The 15477-nt window shown below is 58.1% G+C and carries 14 protein-coding genes; 5 read left to right on the top strand and 9 right to left on the bottom strand.

Annotated elements, in window-relative coordinates; translation table 11 throughout:
- Positions 1–86: 86 nt before the first annotated feature.
- Positions 87–1517 carry a hypothetical protein gene (locus ACUNV4_RS07695; protein WP_430877926.1) on the bottom strand — a complete coding sequence of 477 codons (1431 nt, stop codon included), beginning with the start codon at positions 1515–1517 and terminating at the stop codon, positions 87–89.
- Positions 1518–1717: 200 nt separating this feature from the next.
- Here ACUNV4_RS07695 and ACUNV4_RS07690 point away from each other — a divergent pair, with 200 nt between their 5' ends.
- Positions 1718–2905 (top strand): AGE family epimerase/isomerase, encoded by a 1188-nt coding sequence (locus tag ACUNV4_RS07690; protein WP_430877925.1) that lies wholly within the window; start codon positions 1718–1720, stop codon positions 2903–2905.
- 4 nt (positions 2906–2909) lie between these two features.
- Here ACUNV4_RS07690 and ACUNV4_RS07685 read toward each other — a convergent pair whose 3' ends face one another.
- From ACUNV4_RS07685 to ACUNV4_RS07675, 3 genes are all read right to left on the bottom strand, one after another.
- Entirely contained in the window at positions 2910–3629 is a 720-nt protein-coding gene (locus tag ACUNV4_RS07685) for a nitroreductase family protein (RefSeq protein ID WP_430877924.1), read from the bottom strand.
- Between the two features lie 16 nt (positions 3630–3645).
- Positions 3646–4632, bottom strand: a complete 987-nt coding sequence (locus ACUNV4_RS07680) for a Gfo/Idh/MocA family protein (protein WP_430877923.1) — start codon at positions 4630–4632, stop codon at positions 3646–3648.
- Between the two features lie 97 nt (positions 4633–4729).
- The gene (locus ACUNV4_RS07675; protein WP_430877922.1) at positions 4730–5980 is read right to left on the bottom strand and encodes a DEAD/DEAH box helicase; all 1251 of its coding nucleotides are present in this window, start codon (positions 5978–5980) and stop codon (positions 4730–4732) included.
- 187 nt (positions 5981–6167) lie between these two features.
- On the opposite strand from ACUNV4_RS07675, the gene ACUNV4_RS07670 reads away from it, so the two are divergent.
- Entirely contained in the window at positions 6168–7247 is a 1080-nt protein-coding gene (locus tag ACUNV4_RS07670) for a malate/lactate/ureidoglycolate dehydrogenase (RefSeq protein WP_430878297.1), read from the top strand.
- 20 nt (positions 7248–7267) lie between these two features.
- Here ACUNV4_RS07670 and ACUNV4_RS07665 read toward each other — a convergent pair whose 3' ends face one another.
- Positions 7268–8518 (bottom strand): Hsp70 family protein, encoded by a 1251-nt coding sequence (locus ACUNV4_RS07665; RefSeq protein ID WP_430877921.1) that lies wholly within the window; start codon positions 8516–8518, stop codon positions 7268–7270.
- A gap of 210 nt (positions 8519–8728) precedes the next feature.
- Here ACUNV4_RS07665 and yghU point away from each other — a divergent pair, with 210 nt between their 5' ends.
- Entirely contained in the window at positions 8729–9604 is an 876-nt protein-coding gene (gene yghU, locus ACUNV4_RS07660; protein ID WP_430877920.1) for a glutathione-dependent disulfide-bond oxidoreductase, read from the top strand.
- A gap of 137 nt (positions 9605–9741) precedes the next feature.
- On the opposite strand, the gene hemN is transcribed toward yghU, so the two are convergent.
- On the bottom strand, positions 9742–11235 hold the full coding sequence (gene hemN, locus ACUNV4_RS07655; RefSeq protein ID WP_430877919.1) for an oxygen-independent coproporphyrinogen III oxidase: 1494 nt from the start codon (positions 11233–11235) through the stop codon (positions 9742–9744).
- 97 nt (positions 11236–11332) lie between these two features.
- Here hemN and fnr point away from each other — a divergent pair, with 97 nt between their 5' ends.
- On the top strand, positions 11333–12091 hold the full coding sequence (fnr, locus tag ACUNV4_RS07650; protein ID WP_430877918.1) for a fumarate/nitrate reduction transcriptional regulator Fnr: 759 nt from the start codon (positions 11333–11335) through the stop codon (positions 12089–12091).
- A 112-nt stretch (positions 12092–12203) separates the two neighbouring features.
- Positions 12204–13049 carry a universal stress protein gene (locus ACUNV4_RS07645; RefSeq protein WP_430877917.1) on the top strand — a complete coding sequence of 282 codons (846 nt, stop codon included), beginning with the start codon at positions 12204–12206 and terminating at the stop codon, positions 13047–13049.
- Between the two features lie 31 nt (positions 13050–13080).
- Here ACUNV4_RS07645 and ACUNV4_RS07640 read toward each other — a convergent pair whose 3' ends face one another.
- The 3 genes from ACUNV4_RS07640 to mgrA form a co-directional block, all read right to left on the bottom strand.
- A complete protein-coding gene (locus tag ACUNV4_RS07640) occupies positions 13081–13983 on the bottom strand; it encodes a DMT family transporter (RefSeq protein WP_430877916.1) in 903 nt (300 codons plus the stop codon).
- 37 nt (positions 13984–14020) lie between these two features.
- Positions 14021–14287 (bottom strand): DksA/TraR family C4-type zinc finger protein, encoded by a 267-nt coding sequence (locus ACUNV4_RS07635; RefSeq protein WP_430877915.1) that lies wholly within the window; start codon positions 14285–14287, stop codon positions 14021–14023.
- 69 nt (positions 14288–14356) lie between these two features.
- Positions 14357–15385, bottom strand: a complete 1029-nt coding sequence (mgrA, locus tag ACUNV4_RS07630; RefSeq protein ID WP_430877914.1) for an L-glyceraldehyde 3-phosphate reductase — start codon at positions 15383–15385, stop codon at positions 14357–14359.
- Between the last annotated feature and the right edge of the window lie 92 nt (positions 15386–15477).

Here is a 15477-nt window from a genome sequence, read left to right as displayed (position 1 = left end):
CATCTGCGGCCGGCATTGCGATCTCCCGGGCAGTCTGCAGCCAGCCGGGCCTCAGCCCTGCTGGGCTGCAACTGACGATTGCATCATCAGCCGCGAAAACCGAACAGACGGTTGGACTTGATCAAGGCAACCGCCTGTTCGGGAACGCATTGTTCCCACCCCTCACGGCCGTTGGACAGCATGGTCAGGACTTCACGCGAATAGATATTCAGCAGTTCGGGGTCACTGCAATCGATACCGGTAATGAAGCGGTTTTCCAGCAAATGCCTGTACAGAAAGCGTACGTGGGAGTCCACCTCGACGCTGGTGTAATCAGCCACTTCCTTGCGCGAATCCAGTTCCGGGTAGATGAACAGACGGGTATTGTCCGGAAACAGCTTGCCAAACCCCTCCAGCATGCCGCCTTCCACGCCGACATACTTGTCTTCGTCGAATATTTCCTTGACGTTTGCCATGCCCAGCACGATACCGATCTGCAGCGCCGTGAATTGCCTGAAATAGGCACGTAACGAAAAATAACGTGTGTAATCCGACACCATGACACTGTAACCCAGCGCATTGAGCAGACTGACGCGGGCCAGCAGGTCTTCCTCCGGCACCATCAGGTCCTTGCCGAAATGATCATTCAATGATATTTCCGCCAGAACGATACTGTTGTTCGCCTCGACCCCGTCCTGTTGACTGAAGGAGGCAAACCCCTGTTCGATCATGTCCACGTTCAGCCGGGTAACCGGTCGGAAGGAGCCCCGTATGGTCAGCACGTTCTTCTTGTAGAGCATTTCCGCCGGTACCACGATGCTACCGTCGGGCTCGAACATCACTGCGCGAGTCTTCCAGCTGCGAATGAGATGCAGGTTCATGGCGCGGTTGTCCAGATCCTCGAAATACGGCCCGCGAAATTCGATGGAATCGATCTCGATGGCTTCCGGATTCAGATTGTCGCTCAGCGAGTCGATGATCTTGCGCGCATCCTCGAAGTAGTAGAACGCGGCATAGATCAGATTGACCCCCAGAATGCCAAGGGTGTCCTGTTGCAGTTCGGCAGTCTTTTCGCGCATGCGCACATGCACCAGAATGTCCGATGGCTCCGCACCAGGATACATCTGGATTCGGATACCGCACCAGGAATGGCATTCATTATCCCGATTGAAGCTCTTCGCCGACACCGTTGCGGCGTAGGAAAAGAAGCGTGACGAGCGGGACCGGGATGTCCCGACCCGCTCCAGCACCAGGGAGAACTCCTTGTCCAGCATGGCCTTCACACGGGCCTTGCTGACGTATCTTCCGCCTTCCTGGGTGCCATAGATGGCATCGGAGAACTGCATGTCGTAGGCAGACATCGTCTTGGCGATGGTGCCTGCAGCAGCCCCCGCCAGGAAGAACTGCCTGGCCACTTCCTGACCGGCACCGATCTCGGCAATGGTGCCGTACTTCTTCTCATCGAGATTGAGTCGCAGAGCCTTGTTGATGGTCGTGCGGGAACTCACGGCCTTGCTGATATCGTCTGTTCTGTTCATGCTCGGTCTACAGGTTGTCTGGCTGCCGGAATGCGGCAGCAGGCGTGTTCCACTACAACAGCCTTAGCGACCACCTGGCGACAACTCTGAATTACCGGGTTATCTGCAAAAGCCGTCTCGCAGGCATTTTGGTACATGATACTAGCTGAGTGCGCGATACGGCATTCGGTCGTTCCATCAGACAGGGTTATACTGCGATCATGAATACACTCCAAATGCCCAGCTTCCGGTCTCCGGACTTCCTGCAACAGCACATCCAGTCCATACTCGACTTCTACGAACCGCATGTGCTGGCCCCGGACGGCGGCTTTCACCAGTGTTTCATGGATGACGGCACTGTGTATGATCCGGGCATGCGGCACCTGGTCAGCTCGACCCGTTTCGTATTCAACTATGCCACTGCCTACCGAATCCACGGCTCCGAACAGCATCGGCTGTGGGCAATCAGGGGACTGGACTATCTGCAGTCGATGCACCGGCAGCCCGACGGGCACTATGCCTGGGTAATCGAGAACGGGCAGGTCAGTGATGGTCGAGCCATGGCCTACGGACATGCCTTCGTGATGCTTGCAGCTGCCAGCTGTGTGCAGGCCGGCATCGTTGAAGCTGCCGAAATCATCGATGATGTCTGGCATTTCATGGAAGAACACTTCTGGGATGCTGACGGCCGAGCCTATGCCGATGAACTGGACAGCACCCTGACCGTGCTGGACCCCTATCGCGGTCAGAATGCCAACATGCACTCGTGTGAAGCGCTGCTGGCAGCATGGCAGGCCACTCGGCAGAAACGTTATCTGGACAGGGCCGAGTTGCTTGCACAACGCTTTGCGGTGGAACTGGCAGAACTCAACAACGGCATGATCTGGGAACACTACGATACGCAGTGGCAAGCCGACATGCAGTACAACATCGACAAACCCGACGATCTGTTCAAGCCCTGGGGCTTTCAACCGGGTCATCAGGTCGAGTGGACCAAACTGCTGCTGACGCTCAATCAGGAAAACCCCAATCCGCTGTGGGTGAAACGGGCTACCGAGCTGTATGACGTGGCCATGAAGCACGGCTGGGATGAAGACTACGGAGGGCTGGTCTACGGCTTTGCGCCCGACGGCAGCTTCAGCGATGCACACAAGTATTTCTGGGTGCATGCCGAAGCCTTTGCGGCTGCCTGGAGGCTGTATCGAATCACCGGCGAGACACGCTTTGCCGATGACTATGATCGACTCTGGGAGTACAGCTGGCAACACCTGATCGATCACCAGCAAGGGGCCTGGTTCCGCATCCGCAATCGCGACGGCAGCGAGTTCGACAAGCTGAAATCACCTCCGGGAAAAACCGATTACCACACCATGGGCGCCTGCTGGGACGTACTGTCCCAGCAACCCTGAGGTGTCAGGGCAGCTGCACCCATCTGGACCAGCTGCCAGTCTCCCCTCGCTGGTCGCGCAGACCGCCATGGATCAGAGTGACCCCCTCGGCCTCCACCGGGGTCAGGAACACGGAGCCCAGCAGTGATTCGCGAGCGCCGATGCCCAGGTATTCGAACACCTGAGGATCTCGCAGAATTCCGCCGCTGGACCAGTAGCTGCGCCAGCCGCGAGCCTCGGCGGCCAGCAACAGATTCTGTATGGCGGCGCCGGTGGCTGCGATATGCTCGACATTGTTGTCCGTCAGTTGCGGCTCATCACCGGTTTCAGCCGGATCAGGCAACCAGGTCGCCTGCACCAGAGCGCCACAGGCTGACAGCATGTTCTTGATCTTCGACTGCCAGGCACGCGCCCAGCGAGGATCGGCGTCACTCTCTGCCTGCATCTGCAGATGATTCAGCAAGGCAAGACAGGCTGGCTTGTCCAGTACATGAAAACGCCAGGGAACCACCGAGTCCAGCGCTCCCTGACGATGCGTTGCTTCATGGGCCCGGCGATGAAACGGAGCCCAGGCGGCACCTTCAATCATCGTACGCAGCGCCTGTTCATGCTCGGAGGTCCACACGGCCGCCGCCTCTGACAGACTGTCCGGCGACAGCATCACCTTGCGCGTATGTCGGGATCGAATGACCCGGTCGACAATCTCGGACTCGGCTTGCATCGATTCACCCTTCTCTTGATTCATGGCATTTCCCCCGATATCAGATCTTCACACGCTTGCCGCTCTTGCCAGACTTGTATATGGCATCAATGACCTTCTGATTGAGAACCGACTCCTCCAGCGTGAACACCGGTTGTTTCCGGCCTGCAACAGCCCGGCAGAAGGCTTCGACCTCCAGGCGGTACTGATTGATGCCGGTGAACCGGTAGGTACGGGTATCGTTGTGCTTCGCATTGTGTACCCGCACTTCATCCCCTTCGTACAGATTGGAATTGAATGGAGCGCTGAGCTCGATGAAGCCCTTGTCGCCATGGAACACCATGGTCTGCCGATTGGCCATCTGGGTGCTGACGTAGAAGCTCATGTCGACTCCATCGAAACTCAGTTGCACGCTGGCATAGCGGTCGGTCTTGAAATCCGGATCGAATTCGACACTGGCGTTGGCATACTGCGGCTCCATGCCAGTGGCAAAGCGTGCGCAGACGGTCGGATAGACGCCGATATCCGGCAAGGCACCGCCCCCCAGTTCAAGCTGATTGCGCATGTTGCCCGCATCCTTGTTGAAATAGGTGAAGGAGGATTCGATACGCCGCAAGGTACCGATGGTCCCCTTCTTCAACAGCTCCCTGACCTTCAGCCACTGCGGGTGATAGGTCACCATGAAGGCTTCCGAGACCACCACACCCGCCTTGTCTCTGGCACGAATCAGCTTGCTGATTTCGGATGCCTTGAGAGCCAGTGGTTTCTCGACCAGAACATGCTTGCCGGCCGTGATCGCCTTGTGCGCCCATTCGACATGCTGCGAGGTCGGCAGCGGAATGTAGATGGCATCGATATCCGGGGAGGCCAGCATTTCCTCGTAGCTGCCGAACGACTGTGGTGCATTGAAATGCTCGGCCATCTTGCGAGCACGTCCGGCATCGCGCGAGGCGATGCCTTCCAGACTGGCGCCTTCAGCCTGCTGAATCGCGGGTATCAGATGTTCCCGAGCGATCTTGGCGGTGGACAGGATTCCGAACTTCAGCATGATGATCTCCGTGTTGTGTTGTCAGGTGCAACGGTGGTGATGGATGATTGATTCGTGAAAAGGATGTGGCAACGGGTGAAGTTCCACCCTGCTGCGATCAGCTGCCGGACGAATCCGGATCGTTCTGCACTCTGGCAGCAGCCGCACGCAACTTGTCCTTCTTGCTCATGCGATGTCCCTTGATGCCTCCGTTGCCATCGACTGGACGAATGACCGGACGCAGACTGTTTGTCGGCTCGAAGCCTTCGACGCGCTCACGCGGAATGCTCAGAGACAGTCGTTTTTCCATCAGCGTCAGATGCGCTTCGGCATTGATGTCGACCAGGCTGATGGCCTCGCCGGTCTTGCCCGCCCGCGCCGTTCTTCCCATGCGATGGGTATAGAGCTCCACGGAACGGGGTAGATCGTAGCTGACCACCAGTGGCAGACTGGGCACATCGATGCCGCGTGCTGCCAGATCCGTGGCCACCAGTGCCTGCAATCTGCCTTCCTGCAGCCGCCGCAGAACCGATGCCCGCTGCGCCATCGACAGCTTGCCATGCAGAGCCGCGCTGTCGATCGAGGCCTTGCACAACCGGTCCGACAGCTTTTCTGCCCCCTTGCGGTCTGCCGTGAAGATCAGCAAAGGGGTGGACAGTCGTCCCTCGCTCAGCAGTCTGATCAACAGATCGCCACGCTGCTGCTCGTCCACCTGGATCGCCCGATGCCGGATCACCGGCGCATCCTGCGCCAGATCGACAATGACCGGTTTCTTCAGCAGCCAACCGGCCTTGGCTCGTACCTTGCGCGTGTAGGTGGCAGATACCATGAGACGTTGTCGCGGCTTGAACAACGCCACCAGTTCATCCAGCTGCTCCTGAAAGCCATCGCCGAGCAGACGGTCGGCTTCATCGAGTACCAGTATATCGACAGCCGCAACATCCAGCCCGTTGTGAGCAATGACATCCAGCAGCCGACCCGGGGTCGCCAGCAGAAAGTCGGCACCACCGCGCAGCGACATCAGCTGCGTGTTGATGGAGCTACCGCCACAGACACGAACCACCTTGCACGGCTCCAGCACAGCCTTGAAATCACTCAGCACTGCGGCGAGCTGGTGCACCAGCTCGCGAGTCGGGACAATGATCAGCGTACAGGGCTGCGACTGATCCTGTGATTGCAGCCGGCGATTGAGTAGCGGCAGCAGATAGCCCAGCGTCTTGCCGGACCCCGTGCTGGCAGCGACCAGAACATCCCGACCTTCACTCAATGGTGCAAACAGCGCCGCCTGAACGGGAGTTGGCTCGACCAGACCCAGCTCTGTGAGACGTGTTGTCAGCTTTGGTACAAGTTCTGGTGCGTTGAATGACATGAAGCGTAGAATGACGTTACCGAACGGTAGTGTACCTTGTGACCCGGAACGAATGCAGCAATGGCGCAATCGAGCCGTGTCGAACAGGCAGCACCGCAGGAGCGACGTGAACCGTCACCGGCACAATGCGTAGAATCGAAACGAACAGCCCTTGATCCATCCCCATCAGGAGACTTCCTTGAGCCATATGTCGAACTATTCCAGCCAATCGGTCAAGGCCTTTGCCAAGGCCGTCCTCCGAGGCTTCGGCTGCAATGACGGAGAGGCAGAGATAGTGGCCAGCCATCTTGTCGATGCCAATCTGACGGGGCATGACTCGCACGGCATCGGCATGCTGCCGCTCTACGGCGAGCAGATTCTCGACGGCAATCTGATACCCAACCAGCAGCCAGTGCTGCATGAGCCAGTCGGCGCCATCAGCATCGTGGACGCCAGACGAGGGTTCGGCCATCGCATGGCGCTGGAAGCGCTGGATCACGCCATGCAGTGCGTGCCCGAACACAAGGTTGCCATACTGGCCTTGCGCGATTCCGGCCACGTCTCACGTCTGGGCGCCTATTCCGAATACTGCGCAGCGAAGGGCTATGTCTCCCTGCACATGGTCAATGTGGTGGGTCATGCGCCTATCGTGGCCCCCTTCGGTGCGCGAGAAAGTGGTTTTTCCACCAACCCCATCAGCATGGCCATGCCGGTCGGTGGCAAGGCCAGACCGCTGCTGGACATCGCAACCAGCACCGTGGCCTTCGGCAAGGTACGCGTCGCCAGCAACAAGGGAGAACAGATGCCTGCAGGTTGCCTGGTCGATGAACAGGGACTGGAAACACGGGATCCTGACCCCATGGCCAAGTCGCGCATTGGCGCACTGTCAGCCTTTGGCGCACACAAGGGTTCGGGCTTGGGAATCTTCGTCGAGCTGCTGGCCGGCGCCCTGGCAAGTACTGACACGGTGGCCACCATGGAACATCTGCCTCACGGTGTGATCAACAACATGTTCTCTGTCATCATCGATCCGACGGCCTTCGACAGCCAGGAGGCGGTCGAGAAACGCACCATGGAGTTCTACGACTTCATCAAGGCGAGGCAACCGGCGGTCGGAACCGATTCCGTGCAGCTTCCCGGTGAACCCGAGCAGCACAATCGGCAGCAGAGAACCGACAATGGCATACCGGTCGACGACGAGACCGTGCGGCAGATCGTGGACATTGCAACCCGGTTCGACCTGTCCGGTGACGATACGGCCGGTCTGCTGAACCCGGTCGGCAACTGATCATCACGGTTGCTGATTACTCAGGCAAATCGCCTTCCGGCATCGATGGTCAGCCCCAGACCAACGCTGCCGAAGGCATCTCCCTGCACGTGTTCAGCCTCGGCAAACAGCTTGCGAAATTCCTGTTGCAACATTGGCACCGCCGAGCTGCCCCCCGTGTAGAACACCCGAGTGATGTCTGACGCCTGCAGCTGCGAGTCCTGCAAGGCCCCGGCCACGCAGCGCAGTAACCGTTGCACAACCGGATCGATGGCGTCTTCGAAGCCCTGGCGATCGATCTGCGTTCGCAGTTGGGCGGACAGACCATCGAGCCCACAGTCAGTGGTTGCGTCTGCCGACAGACTGATCTTGGCCTGCTCCACCTCTCTGGCCAGCGCATGGCCGCGTCGGTGTTCGACAACTTCCCGCAACAATTGCACCTTTTCCGGTTCCGCGGCATCGAGCTGAATCTGCCGGATTCGCTGGGCAGTGACATTGTTGTACAACAGTGGAATGCGGTGCCAGGTTGCCAGATCGAAATAGGTCGATTGCGGCAATGCTCGGCTCGTTCCCTTGACCAGCGAGCCCATGCCCAGCAGGGGCATCATTGCCTGCAGGCTCAACAGTCGATCGAAATCGGTACCACCGATGTGAATCCCCACCGTCGACAGGATATCGGAGGCGCGATCAATCCGGGTGTGTCGAGTCGGCGACAGCCTGATGATGCTGAAGTCGGCCGTACCACCACCGATATCCACCACCAGCGCCAGTTGCTCATCCTGCAGCCTGCTCTCATATGCCAGGGCCGCCGCCACCGGTTCGAACTGAAACTCAACGTGCCGGAATCCGGCGTTGCGGGCGATGTCCCTCAGCTGCTGCTCGGCAAGGCGATCCATTTCCGGGTCATCATCGACAAAATGCACGGGACGCCCCAGTACGACCTGTGTCAGCCCGGCCTGACCCTGCTCGGCCAGTGTGCTTCGCAGGTAGCCGAAAAAATCCTGGATGATTTCGCTGAACGGTACACGCCGATTGCGTATCGCCGTCTTCTCCCCCATCAGCGAGGAGCCCAGGATGGACTTCAGTGAACGCAACAGCCGTCCTTCCACTTCTTCGGTGTATTGCGCAACGGCCTGCTTGCCGAAGAAGGTCTCCGGGGTCTCGGAGGAGTAGAAAATGGCGCTGGGTACGGAAAAACCATCTGCCCCGAATGCCAGCAGGGTAGGCTCACCCTCGCTCATGTAGCCGACGCTGGAATTGGATGTGCCGAAATCGATGCCACCTGCATTCATGAGAGTCGGTTCAATCTGCCTGTAACGAGGAACCCGCAAGTGTAAACCACAGGCATTCCCCTGTGCGGCCGACTAACAGGTTTACGCTCCCCTGCCGACCGCAGCTGCGATTCACGGCACTTTTTTCCCGCTTTCCAGTCGGAAACGACTTGAACCACTGCCCTGCAACCCAACAATCAACCCAACCCCATACGGACAAGCGATACCATCATGAGCGATTTGCCTGATTACACTCCACCCAAGGTCTGGAAATGGGACGCCGAAAGCGGCGGCCAGTGGGCCAGCATCAATCGACCGATTGCCGGACCGACTCATGACAAGGTGCTGCCGATCGGGAAACATCCGTTGCAACTCTATTCACTGGCAACACCCAATGGGGTGAAAATCACCATCATGCTCGAAGAGCTGCTGGCAAAAGGCATTGCGGGCGCTGAATATGATGCGCACCTGATCAAGATCGGCGACGGTGATCAGTTCGGCAGCGGCTTTGTCGAGGTCAATCCGAATTCGAAGATTCCGGCGCTGATGGATCACAGCACCACACCACCCACTCGCCTCTTCGAATCAGGGTCGATTCTGCTGTACCTGGCCGAGAAATTCGGGGAATTTCTGCCCGAGGATCCGGCGGCCCGCACCGAATGCATGAACTGGCTGTTCTGGCTGATGGGGAGTGCGCCTTATCTGGGGGGCGGTTTTGGTCATTTCTACGTCTATGCCCCGGTGAAGATCGAATACTGCATCGACAGATTCACCATGGAGGCCAAACGCCAGCTGGATGTGCTCGATCGACATCTGGCAGACAACACCTACATGGCCGGCGACGAATACAGTATCGCAGACATGGCCATCTGGCCCTGGTATGGACAGGTGGTGCTCGATATCGTCTACGAAGCCTCGGAATTTCTGGATACTCCCTCCTATCGAAACGTTGTGCGCTGGGCCGAGCAGATCGCCGAACGTGAAGCCGTCAAACGAGGTCGAATGGTCAACTGCACCTGGGGAGACCCTGCCATGCAGCTGCATGAGCGTCACGATGCCAGTGATTTCGATACGATGACGCAGGACAAGATTGCAAAGCAGGCCTGATATCAGCACCGCTGCCCGGTTCCAGGCATCGTGACCGGGCAGCTGCCGAGCACTACGCAGGAGCGCCTGCCTGCCGGATCATCGTATTCACGCAGCCGACCTTCTCTCAAACTCTGTGCGGCTGTGCGACTGCCACTCTACAGGATGGTCGAAAAGCGCGACCTTGACTGATGCTGTTGCAGGTAGCGATCGAACTGGCTGCCAACCATGCGCAAAGCCTTGCGTCTGCCAAGGGCTGTGACCCGCACGCAGCGCTCTTCCAGCTGCACGTATCCCGATTCGACCAGCGGTTGCAAGGCCTGCAGTTCCTCTTCGAAATACTGGTCGAAATCGATCAGATAGCCGATCTCGAAGGTCGACTTGTCGATTTCACCCTGACACATGATGGCCATGATGACTGCGCGCCGCAGAATGTCATCACGTGACAGTTCCACGCCGCGTTGTGTGGGCAGGATATTCTGCGACACCCGGTCACCGTACTCATTGAGGCCCTTGAGATTCTGACTGTAGCAACTACCGATCCGGCTGATGGAGCTGGCACCGATAGCGACCAGATCGCAATCCGGTTGCGTGGAATACCCCTGAAAGTTGCGATGCAGACGACCGGTGCGACGTGCGTTGGCAAGACCGTCTTCCGGCAGGGCAAAATGATCCATGCCGATGTAGTCGTACCCGGCGGAATCCAGCAGATCGTTGGCCAGACAAAAGATATCCTGCTTGAGTTCGGGCGATGGCATGTCCTGCGGGTTGATCAGACGTTGCGCCTTGAAACGACTGGGCAGATGAGCGTAGTTGTACAGGGCAATGCGATCCGGACGCATGGCAATGACCTCTTCGACGGTTCGCGCAAAGCCTGCCAGGGTCTGCCTTGGCAAACCATGGATCAGATCGAAGTTCGTGGATTCGAAGCCCAGTTGACGACCCGTATCCAGTACCGATGCAACCAGGCTGGCCGGCTGCACGCGGTTGATGGCTGCCTGCACATCGACATCGAAATCCTGCACCCCCAGGCTCAGACGGTTGAACCCCGCTTCCCTGAGCACGTTCATCTTTTCTTCATCGACGGTTCTGGGGTCAATCTCCATCGAATACTCACCTGCCGAGGTCAGACTGAATCGTTCGGTAATGGCATTCATCAACCGCTGCAGATCCACACTCTTCAGATAGGTGGGTGTGCCGCCTCCGAAATGCAGCTGCAACAGGCGGCGATCCCCGCTGAGCAGTGAATCCACCATCGACAGTTCGCTGATCAGGTGCTCGATGTAACGTTCGGCCTTGGCGTAATCCTGAGTGATCTTCTTGTTGCAGGCGCAGTAGTAACACAAGGCACTGCAGAAGGGAATGTGCACATACAGGGACAATGGAACAGCTGGCTGCAGAGCTCGCGCCGCAAGATATCGCGCATGATCCTCGGGACCAAAGGCCTCCACGAAGCGGTCAGCAGTCGGATAGCTGGTATACCGCGGTGCACGCATGTCCAGACGTTCGACACAGTCGCAGGCAGTCTGCCCGACAGGCCCGGAGCCCGAATCATCTCCATGCCATTGCACCGGATAGGACACGGTGGAACGGCGCGAAGCGTCACGGGTGCAAAGCTCACGCCGACGATTGTGCGGCTTGACAGTTTTCATGGTGCTACTATTACGCAGGCACATGGAACTGTTGTTGACTATTGTCAACGATTTACAGGCGGTAAAACCCGCAGTTCGTCCAGCGTAGCAGCCAATCATGGAAAACCTAATGGCATCGACTTCCCACTCAGGAAAATTGCTCTCAGGCGGCTCACTCGCTGCGGCCTGTTCAACTTGCAGTTTGCGGGAACTGTGCGTGCCGGGCGGTATTCCGGTTGCCGAGCTGGAAAAACTCGACGCACTGGTGGCCATGCGCCGTCGTGTCAAGCGCGGCGACCCCCTGTTCATCGTCGGCGATGAATTTCGTGCTCTGTATGCTGTGCGCTCGGGCTTCTTCAAGACGCGCATTACCTCCAGCGATGGACGCGATCAGATAACCGGCTTTCAGATACCCGGAGAACTACTGGGCTTTGAAGGCGTTGCCACCGAACAGCATGGCGTTGATGCCATCGCACTGGAAGACAGCGAAGTGTGCATACTGCCCTATGGCGAGCTGGAACGCATTGCGCGAGATTTCCAGCCATTGCAGCATCAACTGCACAAGGTCATGAGCCGTGAAATCATGCGCGAACACAATGTCATGCTGTTGCTTGGCACCATGAAAGCCGAAGAACGTGTCGCCGCTTTCCTGTTGAACCTGTCGGAGCGATACCGCCACCTGGGTTATGCCGCCAACGAATTCATCCTGCGCATGACCCGCCAGGAGATCGGCAGTTACCTTGGATTGAAGCTGGAAACCGTGTCCCGTGCCTTTTCGAAGTTTCAGGAGCAAGGCGTCATCGAGGCCCAGGGCAAGAAAATCAGCTTGCTGGACATTCCTCAATTACGCAAACTGGTCAGTAGCCACAAGGGTTGAGCGCCGCACCGCATTGTTGATGCAAGTCAACGGCCCCTGTCCATACCAGCGCTAGACTCTCTGCATGGCCGTAGTCCGCAGACTACCAAAGGCAACACGAGGATAGCTGACCATGAACTTCAAGACTCTACTCGTCAATCTGAACAACGAGGCTGAAACCGAGCGACTGATGCCCACAGCCATCATGCTCGCGCGTCAGTTCGATGCGCATCTCATCGGACTTTACGCACTCCAGAACATGGAAGTGTATGCCAGTGTCTCCATGCAGTTGACCGGCGCTGCTCTGGAACAACTGCGAGAAAGTCAGGAGGCACAGGCAGCGCGTGTCAAGGCGGCCTTCGAGAAACAGACGGCAGCGGAAGACTTTGTCGCCGAATGGCGTCAGATAGAAACCTCGGTGGCCGCAACGGGTGAACAGGTAGCCGAACAGGCGCGCTGTGTCGACCTTGTCATCCTGTCACAGACAGATGCCGATCTTGACTCCCCCGCACTGGCATCGGCTCAGCGCAGAATCATCGAGCATTCGGGTCGGCCCGTGCTGGTCATTCCCCGGGTGGGAGAGATCCATTCCATCGGCAAACGTACGCTGATCGGCTGGAGCGGCACCGGTGAATCCGCTCGTGCCGCCCATGACGCCATACCCTTCATGCAACAGGGCGACGAAACCCGTATTTTCTGGATAACCGGTACCGGCGCAACCGCCGAGAGTGCCATGAAGGAGTCCGGTCACGATCTGGCATGCAACCTCGACCGGCATGGTATCAGGACCGTCGTATCGCACCGCCCCAAGAGTCAGATCGCGATTGGCGACGAGCTACTCAACGAGGCTGCCGATACCGGAGCCGACCTGATCGTCACCGGAGCATTCGGACATTCCCGGTTGTACGATTTCGTCATCGGTGCCACAACCTCTCACCTGTTGGCACACATGACCTCACCGGTCCTGTTCTCCCGTTGAACGAGCACTTGGCAAGACGCTGATCTGACTGTCAGGCGGTTGCGTCAAGTGCCGGTTTACCGGCCGGATCCTTCTTGCGGCGTGTGGTCATCCACACGCCGATGGCAGCGACGACCATTCCCAGCCAGGCCAGTGGCGTCATCTGTTCTCCCAGCACCAGCCAGGCAATGAAGGCGGAGACCGGCGGCACCAGAAAGAACAGTGCAGACACCCGAGTGGCTTCACCCCGGCGTATCATCATCAGCAGCAGACTGATGGCCAGCAGGGAGTTGCCCAGCACCAGATAGGCCAGTGCGAAGAGAAACGGCACGGTAACGCTGACATGCATGGGTTCGAACAACATTGCCAGTGGCAGCGTACCTGCCAGCCCTACCGCGTATTGCAGCAGATTCGATGTCAGCGGGTGGTGGCCGACACCGAATCGCTTTTCCCAGATCGTCGCCAGCGTGAAGGTGATCAGGGCAGCCACGGCAAACAGCAGCACTGTCAGACTGATCACGCCGATACCGGAATTGCCGGCGAGTACCATCGTTGTCCCGCTCAAACCGAGCAACAGCCCCACCCAACGCTTGATGGACACCGTTTCCTGAGACAGTGCCGGCATGATCAGCGCCACGAGTATCGGCTGCAGAGATGTGATCAATGCCACCGTACCCGCAGAACCCCCATGGGAAAATGCCATCCATGCAGTACCGAAATAGACCACCTGGATGAGAAAACCGACGAAGCAGAGATGAAACCATTGCGCGCGCGTACTCGGCAAGGCAGGCCTGACAACCAGAAAGAAAGGCAACAGAATGACCAGTACACAGGCATAGCGCAATGCCAGCAGAGTCAGCGGGTCGGCATCGCTGATGCCCAGCTTGGCCACCGTGAATCCCCCCGACCACAGCAGCAGGAAAATGGCCGGTGCACTTGCAATCAACAGTTTCATCAGTTTTCATCGCGACCGCGAGTGCGGCATTGTCCGATCAGCGCAGCTGGCTATCCTTGCTGCCGCGCCGGTTCAGGCTGCCAGACGCCTCGGCCCTGGCGTCAGAGGCCTCCTGGCAGGCCACGCACAGACTGACACCCTGGATTGCCTGCCGACGTGCCTCCGGAATCGGCTGTTCACACTCTTCGCATGTCAGTCTGCTTTCACCGCTCGGCAATCGTTGTCGCGCCCGCGACACGGCCTCATCGACACTGGCATCGATCTGATCCTGCACGGCACCGTCTCTTGACCATCCACCTGCCATAAGTCCTCCGAACCATTCATGCAACACCAGCCAGCATGCCGACTGGCTCAGCCATCAGCTGGCTGCGAATCAGGACGAAGATGACTTCGCCCACAGATTGATATCCTCTTCACTGGCACTGGCATCGATGGCATCCAGCTCCGCCTGAGTGAATTCCAGGTTGTCGACCGCACCGACACACTGAGACACCTGCTCGGGTCTGGACGCACCGATCAGTGCGGTGGTGATTCCTTCGTTACGCAACACCCAGGCAATGGCCATCTGCGCCAGACTCTGTCCCCGTGCGGCGGCTATCTCGTTCAGCGCCCGGATACTGTCGATTGCCTTGTCGGAGATGAAGGAACGCTTCAGGGATTTTCCCTGTGTTGCACGACTGCCTTCAGGAATGCCGTTGAGGTACTTGTCAGTCAACATGCCTTGAGCCAGTGGCGTGTAGGCGATGGAACCGACGCCCAGCTCGCGCAGGGTGTCCTTCAGTCCATCCTTCTCCACCCAGCGGTTGATCATGTTGTAGCTGGGCTGATGGATCAGACAGGGCGTGCCCAGATCCTTCAGGATGGCAACGGCTTCTCGTGTGCGTACCGAGTTGTAGGAAGAGATGCCGACATACAGCGCCCTGCCCGAGCGTACGATATGATCCAGAGCGCCCATGGTCTCTTCCAGCGGCGTGTTCGGATCGAAGCGGTGAGAATAGAAGATGTCGACGTAATCGACGCCCAGGCGTTTCAGGCTCTGATCGCAGGAAGCAATCAGGTACTTGCGACTGCCGAAATCACCGTAGGGTCCCGGCCACATGTTGTATCCCGCCTTGGAAGAGATGATGAGTTCATCGCGGTAGGGCTTGAAATCAGTGCTCAGCAGTTTGCCGAATGCCGTTTCCGCCGAACCCGGCGGAGGCCCGTAGTTGTTGGCCAGATCGAAATGCGTGATACCGGCATCAAAGGCCGTGTGGCAGATCGCCTTTTGCGTCTGATAGGCCACATCGTGGCCGAAGTTGTGCCACAAGCCGAGCGAAATGGCCGGCAGCAGGAGTCCGGAATTGCCACATCGTCGATAGGGCATGTGACTGTAGCGTTCTTCCGCAGCGTGGTAAGTCATGCAAGTTCCATCCGAAACGAATAAACAAGGGTCGGCCCATCATACGGACTTATCGTGCCTGGTACCCGGAATCGTCAGAACCATCGAGATTC

This window comes from Granulosicoccus sp. 3-233 (assembly GCF_052681095.1).
Note: the sequence above shows the minus strand (reverse complement) of the source record. Positions and strands in the feature narration are given on the sequence as shown.

Coding starts and splice junctions, on each gene's coding strand:
- ACUNV4_RS07695 (WP_430877926.1), bottom strand. CDS start 1,517: ATGAACAGAACAGACGATATCAGCAAGGCCGTGAGTTCCCGCACGACC.
- ACUNV4_RS07690 (WP_430877925.1), top strand. CDS start 1,718: ATGAATACACTCCAAATGCCCAGCTTCCGGTCTCCGGACTTCCTGCAA.
- ACUNV4_RS07685 (WP_430877924.1), bottom strand. CDS start 3,629: ATGAATCAAGAGAAGGGTGAATCGATGCAAGCCGAGTCCGAGATTGTC.
- ACUNV4_RS07680 (WP_430877923.1), bottom strand. CDS start 4,632: ATGCTGAAGTTCGGAATCCTGTCCACCGCCAAGATCGCTCGGGAACAT.
- ACUNV4_RS07675 (WP_430877922.1), bottom strand. CDS start 5,980: ATGTCATTCAACGCACCAGAACTTGTACCAAAGCTGACAACACGTCTC.
- ACUNV4_RS07670 (WP_430878297.1), top strand. CDS start 6,168: ATGTCGAACTATTCCAGCCAATCGGTCAAGGCCTTTGCCAAGGCCGTC.
- ACUNV4_RS07665 (WP_430877921.1), bottom strand. CDS start 8,518: ATGAATGCAGGTGGCATCGATTTCGGCACATCCAATTCCAGCGTCGGC.
- yghU (WP_430877920.1), top strand. CDS start 8,729: ATGAGCGATTTGCCTGATTACACTCCACCCAAGGTCTGGAAATGGGAC.
- hemN (WP_430877919.1), bottom strand. CDS start 11,235: ATGAAAACTGTCAAGCCGCACAATCGTCGGCGTGAGCTTTGCACCCGT.
- fnr (WP_430877918.1), top strand. CDS start 11,333: ATGGAAAACCTAATGGCATCGACTTCCCACTCAGGAAAATTGCTCTCA.
- ACUNV4_RS07645 (WP_430877917.1), top strand. CDS start 12,204: ATGAACTTCAAGACTCTACTCGTCAATCTGAACAACGAGGCTGAAACC.
- ACUNV4_RS07640 (WP_430877916.1), bottom strand. CDS start 13,983: ATGAAACTGTTGATTGCAAGTGCACCGGCCATTTTCCTGCTGCTGTGG.
- ACUNV4_RS07635 (WP_430877915.1), bottom strand. CDS start 14,287: ATGGCAGGTGGATGGTCAAGAGACGGTGCCGTGCAGGATCAGATCGAT.
- mgrA (WP_430877914.1), bottom strand. CDS start 15,385: ATGACTTACCACGCTGCGGAAGAACGCTACAGTCACATGCCCTATCGA.